Raw genomic sequence first — 10626 nt, 5'->3', positions numbered from 1 at the left:
TTCGACTGAAGCGCCGGGAGCGGTTCAGGCTGATGCGCCAGCATCACCCGCAGGGCGTGGCCCCGGACGGGCCGCGGCTTATCCTGCACGACCCACCAATTCAGAATAAAGCGCCTTTAAGGCGCTTTTTCCGTTTCTGCTGCTCCCCCTTCCTCCTCCCCCACCTCCGCACTTCATCATTCGGGCCATTTTGCCCTCACCGCTCTTTTCGCCTTCTTAACATTTTTCTTCTCAAGTGATTTTTCCGCAGGCCGATAATCGTTAATGACTATTTGCAGGGAGAAAATGATGTCATCTATATCCGGAATTTTAAGCAGTGCAGTCAGTAGCGGTGACAGCAGCGGCGGCGGCAGTGTTGCGTCGCAGGTGGCCGCGCTAAGCAAACAGATTCAGAACATCACAACCCAGCTTAAAGAGTTGTCCAGCAATGCAGATCTGACGGACAAACAAAAAGCTGAGATGCAGCAGATGTATGAGTCGCAAATCACCATGCTGGAAGCGCAGATTGCCCAGTTAGAGCAGAAGCAGGCCGAACAGGCTGAGCAGAAAAATGACGACAGCAAACTGCCAGGCGAAATCAAAGCGGACGGCGTCAACCGTCCAACCGACACGAACCAGCTTGATGTCTATATCTAAAACGGTGGACTGACCGCGCGTTGTTGCGCCAGCAGCGCGGCCTGCTGGCGCACCTCCTGCCAGATCGCTTCGGCGGCTGGCGTCAGCGAGCGATTTTTGCGCTTAATCAGCATCAGGCTGCGATTTATCTCCGGATATAAGCGCCTCACCGTGAGCGCTCGCCCGGCCGGCAGCGGCAAGGCCAGCGCCGGCAAAATGCTGATGCCAATCCCCGCATCCACCATCGGGAACAGCGTGGCGGGATGCCCGATATCCTGCACCACGTCGACCTGAATCTGCTGCTGCTGCATCGCCGCATCAATCAACACCCGACTACCTGAAGCGTAATCCTGTAGCACCATGGTACGCCCCGCCAGCATCGACCACTGCGCCTGTTCCACCTGCGCCAGCGGATCGTCATCGCGGCACAATAGAAGAAATGGCTCATCCAGAATGGCGAGACAATCGAAATCGGTATCGCTGAGCGGACCGATGATGATACCGAAATCGACCTCGGCGTTGCGCACGCTTTGCAGTACCCACTGCTGGGCGCGATCGTGGAGGATGACTTTAATGTCGGGAAAATGGTTCTGACTGGCCGCCAGGCATTGTGGCATCAGATGGGCTGAAATAGTCTGGCTGGCTGCCAGCCGCACCGTACCGCTGCGCTGCTCGCCGTAACTGCGGATATCCAGCAACGTGGTGTTGATCTCTTCCAGCAATCGCTCCATGCGCGACGCCAGTTGCTGTCCGGCTTCAGTCAGTATCACTTCTCGCGTGGTACGGTCCAGCAGGCGTACGCCGGTCTCCGCCTCCAGCTCTTTTATGCTGTGGCTGACCGCCGACTGACTCAGACCGATCGCCTGCCCGGCCTGACTGAATCCGCCGTAATGCGCCACCGCGATAAAGGTTCGCAACTGTCGTAGGGTATAATTCATCGATTCAGCTCATAGATTAATTCAATAAATCAATTTTATTTCTAAACCCGCTTCGCGCACAATCATTGCTATTCAATATTTAACCGGATTTTAACAATGGGATTTTTACGGCTCGATCCGATGATGGTCAAACTCATCATCACCGTGTTGCTGGCGTCTTTCCTGCCTGCAAAAGGCATTTTCGTCGATATCTTTAGCTATCTGACCACGGCCGCCATCGCCCTGCTGTTTTTCATGCACGGTGCCAAGTTATCACGTGAAAAGATCATCGCCGGCAGCAGTCACTGGCAGCTGCATCTGTGGATTATGTTCAGTACCTTTGTGCTGTTCCCGCTGCTCGGTCTGCTGCTGGTCTGGTGGCATCCGGTGAATGTCGGCCCCGAAATCTATACCGGCTTTATCTACCTCTGCATTCTGCCTGCGACGGTGCAATCAGCCATCGCCTTCACCTCAATGGCGGGTGGTAACGTCGCAGCGGCGGTCTGTAGCGCCTCAGCGTCGAGCCTGTTGGGGGTATTTATCTCCCCGCTGCTGGTTAATCTGGTGATGGATGTGCACAGCAATGCGCCATCAGATGGCCTGGAGCAAATCGGTAAGATTATGCTGCAGCTGCTGGTGCCTTTTGTGCTGGGTCATCTCTCCCGCCGCTGGATTGGTGCCTGGGTGGAGAAACATCGCAGTCTGATTGGCAAAACCGATCAGACTTCCATTCTGCTGGTGGTTTATTCCGCCTTCAGTGAAGCGGTCATCAACGGCATCTGGCATCGCGTGGGCGTCGATACGCTATTATGGATTCTGGCAGGATGCGTACTGCTGCTGACCGCAGTGTTGCTGATCAACCTGCTGGCATCACGTCTGTTCCGCTTTAAACGTGCCGATGAAATTGTGGTGCTTTTTTGTGGCTCGAAGAAGAGCCTGGCGAACGGCGTGCCGATGGCGAATATTCTGTTTCCCGCCAGCAGTGTAGGGATGATTGTGCTGCCCTTAATGATCTTCCATCAGGTTCAACTGATGGTCTGTTCATTTATCGCCGGGCGCTACAAAAAGAGTGGCGAGAAGCTGCAGGCGCAGCAGGTTAAAGCGCCGGTGATGGAGTCGCAAAAGTAGAGACACTGCCCGCCAGCGCGGGCAGAATTAATTGCCGGCCTTAAGCGGTTTAACCAACCCTTCAAGGCCTTCAATTTTGATTGCCAGCGTCAGTTGCATCAGATCACCCAGCTGGCCTGACGGAAAATCCCCGCTGCGGGCAAACCACAGCAGGTAAGGCTCGGGCAGATCGATCAGCATCCGCCCTTTGTACTTACCAAAGGGCATCGCGGTATTGGCGATCGCTACCAGCTGATGTTTCTCCATCTCAGGCACCCAGCAGACGGATCATTTCCGCTTCATCGATCACCTCAATCCCCAGCTCCTGCGCTTTTGCCAGCTTGGAACCGGCCGCTTCACCAGCAATCAGCAGATCGGTTTTCTTCGAAACGCTGCCGCTTACCTTTGCGCCCAGCGCAATTAACTGCGCTTTGGCATCATCACGGTTCATCTGCGACAGCGAACCGGTCAGCACCACCGTTTTACCCGCAAACGGACTGTCGATCTCCTCGGCTCTCACCACCACCACCGCTGGCCAGTGAATGCCGATCTCCTCAACCAGCTGACGGATAACCTCGCGGTTACTCTCCTCTTCCATGAAGTTACGCACGTGAGTCGCCACCACTTTGCCGACATCCGGCACCGCAATCAGCGCCTCCAGATCGGCATCCATCACTTTTTCCAGTTCACCAAAATGGTTAGCCAGATTAGCGGCGGTCGCTTCACCGACTTCGCGAATGCCGAGCGCATAGAGAAAGCGCGCCAGGGTGGTTGATTTCGCCTTTTGCAGCGCATCCACCACGTTTTGCGCCGATTTCGGCCCCATACGATCGAGGCCGGTCAACACACCGGCGGTCAGGCGGAACAGGTCAGCCGGGGTTTTGACATACTCTTTTTCCACCAGCTGGTCGATAATCTTATCGCCCATGCCGTCCACATCCATCGCCCGGCGCGACACAAAGTGCTTCAGCGCTTCTTTGCGCTGAGCACCACAGATCAGCCCGCCGGTGCAGCGCGTAACCGATTCCCCTTCCACCCGCTCAACATCCGAACCACAGACCGGACAATGTTGCGGAAACACCACTTCACGGGCGTCGTCGGGGCGCTCTGTCGTTACCACATTGACCACCTGCGGAATGACATCGCCCGCACGGCGAATCACTACCCGATCGCCGATGCGCAAGCCGAGGCGCTCAATTTCATCGGCATTGTGCAGCGTGGCATTACTGACGATAACGCCGGCCACCTGAACCGGTTCGAGCCGCGCCACCGGCGTAATCGCGCCGGTGCGTCCGACCTGAAACTCGACGTCGCGCACCCAGGTCATCTGCTCCTGAGCCGGGAATTTAAAGGCGATAGCCCAGCGTGGTGCGCGAGCCACGAAGCCCAGCTGCTCCTGCAGCGCCTGTGAATCGACTTTGATTACCACACCGTCGATATCAAAACCGAGCGTGGGACGCTGCTGCTCAATCTCACGATAAAAAGCCAGCGCCTCTTGTGCATTATGCGCCAGACGGATCCGATCGCTGACCGGCAGTCCCCAGGCTTTGAACTGTTGCAGTCGCGCCATGTGGCTGTGCGGGATCTCGCCGCCTTCCAGCAGGCCGAAACCGTAGCAGAAAAAGGTCAGCGGACGCTTAGCGGTGATGCGGGGATCAAGCTGACGCAGCGAACCGGCCGCCGCATTGCGCGGATTGGCAAACACCTTGCCGTCGGTACGCCGCGCTTCCTCATTCAGTTTTTCAAAGCCGCGCTGGGTCATAAACACTTCGCCGCGCACTTCCAGTCGCGCCGGAATGTTGTCACCCTTCAGCCGCAGCGGAATGGCACGAATGGTGCGGACATTGGCGGTAATGTTCTCGCCGGTGGTGCCGTCACCACGGGTCGCCGCCCGCACCAGCAGGCCGTTTTCGTACAGCAGGCTGACCGCCAGGCCATCCAGTTTCAGTTCGCAGCAGTAGGTGATGTCTTCACTGTTTTTCAGCCGATCCTGCACCCGCTTGTTGAAGGCCAGAAAGGTGGCTTCATCAAAAGCGTTATCCAGCGACAGCATCGGGACTTCATGACGCACCTGCTCGAACACCGTCAGCGGCGCAGCACCGACACGCTGAGTAGGCGAGTCCGGGGTGATCAGCTCGGGATGTGCCGCTTCCATCTCACGCAGCTCACGCATCAGACGATCATATTCGGCGTCGGGGACTTCCGGCGCATCCATAACGTGGTAGAGATATTCATGATGACGCAACGTTGTGCGCAGTTCGGTGATTTGATCCTGAACGGATTTCATAAAGCCCCATCAGATAAAAAACCCCCGACAGGCGGGGGTTTGTTTTAACAATTCAGATAACCGTTAGCGCAGGTCTCAGACGCCGACCACATCGCGAATGCGCGCTTTGTAGGTTTCCAGCTTCTGTGGTGTCATCATGCGGCGCTCATCATCCAGCACCACACCGCCGACATCATCCGCGATACGCTGCGCCGACTGTAACATCAGCTTGAAGTTCTGATTCGCATCACCGTAGGAAGGCACCATCATAAAGATAGAGATGCCAGGCGTGCTGAAGTCAGTCATCAGGTCAGGATTGAATGAACCCGGCTTAACCATATTGGCCAGGCTAAACAACACCGGACCGCTGCCTGCCGGGCTGAGATGACGGTGGAAAATGTTCATTTCGCCAAACTGGAAGCCCGCCTGCAGAATCCCCTGCAGCAGCGCTTCACCATTCAGCTCGCCACCGGAGTGCGCGGCCACATGCAGTACCAGCACCGCCTCTTTCGGCTTCTCTGCTGGCGCTTTGGCTTCAGGCGCAGGTGCGGTAATCACCTCAGACTGCGGTTCAGGCTCAGCCTGATACTGCGGTTCCGGCTGTACCGACTCGAGCGGATCTAAATCGAGCAGCGGATCGGCCTGCACCGGCGGCGCGACAAACGTCGGCGCAGGTTGCTGCTGACGGACCGGCTCAGAACGCGGCTGCGGCTTAGGCTGCGGGGCCGTGTCGAACAGCGGATCGCTTTCAGGTTCTGACTGCGGTGCAGGTCGCGGCGCGGGCTGACGCACAGGCTCAGCGGTCGCGGGTTGACGCGGCGCTTGTGGCTGTGGATCGCGAACTTCATCGAAACGCGGTTCCTGATGAGTATGACGCTCAGGGCGTACACGAACCTCACCGACGCCGTCGTCCTCGTCGTCAATCAGGTCCTGCTCATCATGTTCATCACGTTGTTTAAGACGTTTGTGCGGGCGATCGCGGAACACTGACGAGCGCTCTTTTCGGCTGGTCCACAGCCCGTGAAGAAGGAGCGCTATAATGGCGATCGCGCCAACAACGATTAATATCAGACGCAAATCCTGCATCATTGTATTCTCTGTTGTTCCAATACCTTGCCACCGCGGCAAACTTTATCCTCTAACTGTATTTGCCCTGCTACACAAGTGCAAGTCTGTGCACTATTTTCTGACAAATAAGATAGGCGACCCACGCTTTTTCGCTGTTTTTTTACCCAAACGGCAGCTGGTCAGTGGAAAAAGCCAGGTTATAGTGGGCGCGGCTCAACATCTTCAGGAGAATTGGCTTTATGGCCCTTGAGAAATCCGTCTCAAATTTTAACGGTGTGCACTATTTCAGCCAGGGCTGGAAACTGGTGCGTTTGCCGGGCATCCGGCGTTTTGTGGTGATGCCACTGCTGATTAACATCGTGATGCTGGGCGGCGCATTTATCTGGCTGTTTTACCGGCTGGGCGACTGGATCCCCCGCCTGCTGGCCCATATCCCGGACTGGCTGCAGTGGCTGAGCTATTTGCTGTGGCCGCTGTCGGTGATAGCGATTGTGCTGGTGTTTAGCTACTTCTTCTCCACGCTGGCGAACTGGATCGCCGCGCCCTTCTGCGGACTGCTGGCCGAGCAGCTCGAAGGTCGTCTGACCGGCAAGCCCTTGCCCGACAGCGGTTGGATGGGGTTGATTAAGGATGTGCCGCGCATCATGAAGCGTGAGCTGCAAAAGCTGGGTTACTATCTGCCGCGCGCCATCGGGCTGCTGCTGCTCTACTTTATTCCCGGCTTTGGCCAGACCGTCGCGCCGGTGCTGTGGTTCCTGTTCAGCGCCTGGATGCTGTCGGTGCAGTATTGCGACTACCCGTTTGATAACCATAAAGTCCCTTTTCAGCAGATGCGCAACGCCCTGCGACAGCACAAAACCGCTAACATGCAGTTTGGCGCACTGATTAGTCTGTTCACCATGATTCCGATTCTGAACCTCGCCATCATGCCGGTTGCTGTTTGCGGTGCCACGGCGATGTGGGTCGATCGCTATCGACAGAACCTGGCGCGCACCGAGCTGCGTTAGAACCATCAGCCGGCCTTATGCTCTTTTTAACGAGGCTTATTGCCGGCTGACATATAGATATGCGATTTCTTTCCTTCCGCACCCAGGCAGAACAGGTATGCTCAGAGGGTTCCCAATAATTCATACAGTTAAGGGCAGGCTATGAGTAAGATCTATGAAGACAACTCTTTGACAATTGGTCATACGCCACTGGTTCGACTGAACCGCATCGGTAACGGCCGCATCCTTGCGAAAGTTGAATCCCGTAACCCGAGCTTCAGCGTGAAATGCCGTATCGGTGCCAATATGATTTGGGACGCAGAGAAACGCGGCATTCTGAAGCCGGGCGTTGAGCTGGTTGAACCAACCAGCGGTAATACCGGTATCGCGCTGGCCTATGTGGCGGCAGCGCGCGGTTACAAACTGACGCTGACCATGCCGGAGACCATGTCGGTTGAGCGTCGTAAGCTGCTAAAAGCGCTGGGCGCACAGCTGGTACTGACCGAAGGCGCCAAAGGCATGAAAGGCGCTATCGCGAAAGCGGAAGAGATTGTCGCCAGTAACCCGGATAAATATGTGCTGTTACAGCAGTTCAGCAACCCGGCCAACCCGGAAATCCACGAAAAAACCACCGGTCCGGAAATCTGGGAAGATACCGACGGTGAAGTAGATGTGTTTATTGCTGGCGTCGGCACTGGCGGTACGCTGACCGGCGTGAGTCGCTATATCAAGAACACCAAAGGCAAGAAAGATTTGATTTCGGTCGCCGTTGAGCCGACTGATTCACCGGTGATTGCCCAGGCGCTGGCCGGCGATGAAATCAAGCCAGGCCCGCATAAGATTCAGGGTATCGGTGCCGGCTTTATTCCAGGCAACCTTGATCTGAATCTGATCGACCGGGTTATTGCCATCAGCAATGAAGAAGCCATCAGCACTGCCCGTCAGCTGATGGAAGAAGAAGGTATCCTGGCCGGTATCTCATCCGGTGCCGCGGTCGCTGCAGCGCTGAAGCTGCAGGAAGATGAAGCCTTCGCCAATAAGAACATTGTGGTGATCCTTCCCTCTTCCGGTGAGCGCTATCTCAGTACCGCCCTTTTTGCCGACCTGTTCACTGAAAAAGAGCTGCAGCAGTAACGGCTGAAAGTCTGAAAATGTCGAAAAAAGCACCCGATTGGGTGCTTTTTTGTGGTGCAGATCTCACTTTCACCACCCTGCAGATTGATTTCAGTGACGCGGCTCTGGTATTTAGACTGCCAATTATTTCGATGCCTGAAATTAATCCCTCTTTGAAGTGGATCAAGCTGAATCGATTTACGGATTTGGCGAAACGGCGATTAACGGCATAATTACCCGGTGACGTGTAGAATCGTTTTTGACACGCAACGGAATTGAAAAATTCATTCATGCGCGTCGTTAGCCAGCATGATGCTATACCCGCGCACCTACACAGGCTAAAGTGACGGCTCCAGGCTAGACTTTAGATCCAAAACACTCATCCTGATAACGTTGGGGAAATAGAATGTTCCAGCAAGAAGTTACCATTACCGCACCAAACGGTCTGCACACTCGCCCAGCTGCGCAATTCGTAAAAGAAGCCAAAGCTTTCCAGTCAGAAATTACCGTGACCTCTAACGGTAAATCAGCGAGCGCAAAAAGCCTGTTCAAACTGCAGACGCTGGGTTTAACCCAGGGGACTGTCGTGACCCTTTCCGCGGAAGGTGAAGACGAGCAAAAAGCAGTTGAGCATCTGGTCAAACTGATGGCTGAACTGGAGTAATTTCCGCTCAGCTTTCCAGCAAATCGACTCCTCTGCGCCATTGAGTGCAAACATCTTGATCGCGGACAATCTGTCCGCGTTATTGCTTTCGTAAAGTACGTGTCCCGCGACAATGGCACCGCAAAGAGTCCAATCAGCCATCGTGATTAAAAGGTAAGGTTATGATTTCAGGCATTTTAGCATCACCAGGTATCGCTTTCGGCAAAGCACTGCTGCTGAAAGAAGACGAGATCGTCATCAACCGCAAGAAAATTTCTGATGACCAGGTTGAGCAGGAAGTTCAGCGCTTCCTCGATGGCCGCAGTAAGGCGGCAGTACAACTGGAAGCGATTCGCGTCAAAGCGGGTGAAACCCTCGGTGAAGAGAAAGCCGCCATCTTCGAAGGCCACATCATGTTGCTGGAAGATGAAGAGCTGGAGCAGGAAATCATCGACCTGATCAAAAAAGATCACGCCTCTGCTGACGCCGCTGCCTACTCTGTTATCGATGGCCAGGCGAAAGCGCTGGAAGAGTTAGATGACGAATACCTGAAAGAGCGTGCGGCTGACGTACGTGACATCGGTAAACGTCTGCTGCAGAACATTTTAGGTCTGCATATCGTTGACCTGAGCGCAATTCAGGACGAATCCATTCTGGTGGCCAAAGACTTAACGCCGTCAGAAACCGCACAGCTGAACCTGAAAAAGGTGCTGGGCTTTATTACCGATTTAGGCGGGCGCACCTCGCACACCTCAATCATGGCGCGTTCCCTTGAGATCCCGGCAATTGTCGGAACCGGTAACGTCACCGCCACCATCAAAAATGGCGACTTCCTGATTCTGGATGGCGTTAACAACACCATTTACGTCAATCCTTCTGAAGCGATTCAGGAAGAGCTGAAAGCTGTACAGACACAGTATCTGTCTGAAAAACATGAATTAGCCAAGCTGAAAGATCTGCCGGCGGTGACGCTGGACGGTCATCAGGTAGAAGTGTGCGCTAACATCGGTACCGTGCGTGATATCGCCGGCGCTGAGCGCAACGGCGCTGAAGGCGTAGGCCTCTACCGTACTGAATTCCTGTTCATGGACCGTGATTCGCTGCCAAGCGAAGAAGAGCAGTTCCAGGCTTATAAAGCCGTCGCTGAAGCGATGGGTTCGCAGGCTGTAATCGTGCGTACCATGGACATTGGCGGCGACAAAGATCTGCCGTACATGAACCTGCCGAAAGAAGAGAACCCGTTCCTCGGCTGGCGCGCGATTCGTATCGCCATGGACCGCAAAGAGATCCTGCATGCCCAGCTGCGTGCCATCCTGCGTGCCTCATCATTCGGCAAACTGCGCATCATGTTCCCGATGATTATTTCGGTTGAAGAAGTGCGCAGCCTGAAAGCGGAACTGGAGCTGCTAAAAGCCCAGCTGCGCGAAGAAGGTAAAGCGTTTGATGAGAGCATTGAAGTCGGCATCATGGTGGAAACCCCAGCTTCTGCCGTCATCGCGCACCATCTGGCGAAGGAAGTCGACTTCTTCAGTATTGGGACCAACGACCTGACGCAGTATACTCTGGCGGTCGATCGTGGTAATGATTTGATCTCGCACCTGTACAACCCAATGACGCCATCAGTGCTGAATTTAATCAAGCAAGTCATTGATGCATCTCACGCTGAAGGCAAATGGACCGGCATGTGTGGTGAGCTGGCAGGTGATGAACGTGCTACACTACTGTTACTGGGAATGGGGCTGGACGAGTTCAGCATGAGTGCCATTTCTATCCCTGGCATCAAGAAAATCATTCGTAATACTAATTTCGAAGATGCGAAGGCATTGGCGGAGCAGGCACTGGCTCAACCGACAGCGGATGATTTGATGAATCTGGTTAACAAGTTCATCAAAGAAAAAACGCTCTGCTAAT

Annotated in this window: 11 protein-coding genes; 7 read left to right on the top strand and 4 right to left on the bottom strand. The window is 54.8% G+C overall.

Features of this window, described 5'->3' with window-relative positions; translation table 11 throughout:
- Nucleotides 1–288: 288 nt before the first annotated feature.
- Nucleotides 289–636, top strand: coding sequence for a FlxA-like family protein (locus tag FHW04_RS15520; protein WP_031375866.1), 348 nt, complete (start codon nt 289–291; stop codon nt 634–636).
- On the opposite strand, the gene FHW04_RS15515 is transcribed toward FHW04_RS15520, so the two are convergent.
- Entirely contained in the window at nt 633–1553 is a 921-nt protein-coding gene (locus FHW04_RS15515; protein WP_089561695.1) for a LysR family transcriptional regulator, read from the bottom strand. The two genes, FHW04_RS15520 and FHW04_RS15515, sit on opposite strands and share 4 nt — an antisense overlap.
- A 96-nt stretch (nt 1554–1649) precedes the next feature.
- Between FHW04_RS15515 and FHW04_RS15510 the strand changes: the two genes are divergently transcribed.
- On the top strand, nt 1650–2660 hold the full coding sequence (locus tag FHW04_RS15510) for a bile acid:sodium symporter family protein (protein ID WP_031375864.1): 1011 nt from the start codon (nt 1650–1652) through the stop codon (nt 2658–2660).
- Between the two features lie 27 nt (nt 2661–2687).
- On the opposite strand, the gene FHW04_RS15505 is transcribed toward FHW04_RS15510, so the two are convergent.
- The 3 genes from FHW04_RS15505 to zipA form a co-directional block, all read right to left on the bottom strand.
- On the bottom strand, nt 2688–2906 hold the full coding sequence (locus FHW04_RS15505; protein ID WP_031375863.1) for a DUF3820 family protein: 219 nt from the start codon (nt 2904–2906) through the stop codon (nt 2688–2690).
- 1 nt (nt 2907) lies between these two features.
- Nucleotides 2908–4926 (bottom strand): NAD-dependent DNA ligase LigA, encoded by a 2019-nt coding sequence (gene ligA / locus FHW04_RS15500; protein WP_031375862.1) that lies wholly within the window; start codon nt 4924–4926, stop codon nt 2908–2910.
- A 75-nt stretch (nt 4927–5001) separates the two neighbouring features.
- Nucleotides 5002–5994 (bottom strand): cell division protein ZipA, encoded by a 993-nt coding sequence (gene zipA / locus FHW04_RS15495; protein ID WP_031375861.1) that lies wholly within the window; start codon nt 5992–5994, stop codon nt 5002–5004.
- 218 nt (nt 5995–6212) lie between these two features.
- Here zipA and cysZ point away from each other — a divergent pair, with 218 nt between their 5' ends.
- The 5 genes from cysZ (at nt 6213) to ptsI (ending at nt 10625) form a co-directional block, all read left to right on the top strand.
- The gene (gene cysZ, locus FHW04_RS15490; RefSeq protein WP_031375860.1) at nt 6213–6980 is read left to right on the top strand and encodes a sulfate transporter CysZ; all 768 of its coding nucleotides are present in this window, start codon (nt 6213–6215) and stop codon (nt 6978–6980) included.
- 141 nt (nt 6981–7121) lie between these two features.
- Nucleotides 7122–8093, top strand: coding sequence for a cysteine synthase A (cysK, locus tag FHW04_RS15485; RefSeq protein WP_031375859.1), 972 nt, complete (start codon nt 7122–7124; stop codon nt 8091–8093).
- A 17-nt stretch (nt 8094–8110) separates the two neighbouring features.
- Nucleotides 8111–8305, top strand: coding sequence for a hypothetical protein (locus tag FHW04_RS15480; protein WP_069728737.1), 195 nt, complete (start codon nt 8111–8113; stop codon nt 8303–8305).
- Nucleotides 8306–8478: 173 nt separating this feature from the next.
- Nucleotides 8479–8736 carry a phosphocarrier protein Hpr gene (gene ptsH / locus FHW04_RS15475; RefSeq protein ID WP_003848868.1) on the top strand — a complete coding sequence of 86 codons (258 nt, stop codon included), beginning with the start codon at nt 8479–8481 and terminating at the stop codon, nt 8734–8736.
- A 161-nt stretch (nt 8737–8897) separates the two neighbouring features.
- Nucleotides 8898–10625, top strand: a complete 1728-nt coding sequence (gene ptsI, locus FHW04_RS15470; protein WP_069728736.1) for a phosphoenolpyruvate-protein phosphotransferase PtsI — start codon at nt 8898–8900, stop codon at nt 10623–10625.
- Nucleotide 10626 lies beyond the last annotated feature (1 nt).

The organism is Pantoea sp. AN62 (assembly GCF_050432985.1).
Taxonomy (GTDB): Bacteria; Pseudomonadota; Gammaproteobacteria; order Enterobacterales; family Enterobacteriaceae; genus Pantoea; species Pantoea brenneri.
Note: the sequence above shows the minus strand (reverse complement) of the source record. Positions and strands in the feature narration are given on the sequence as shown.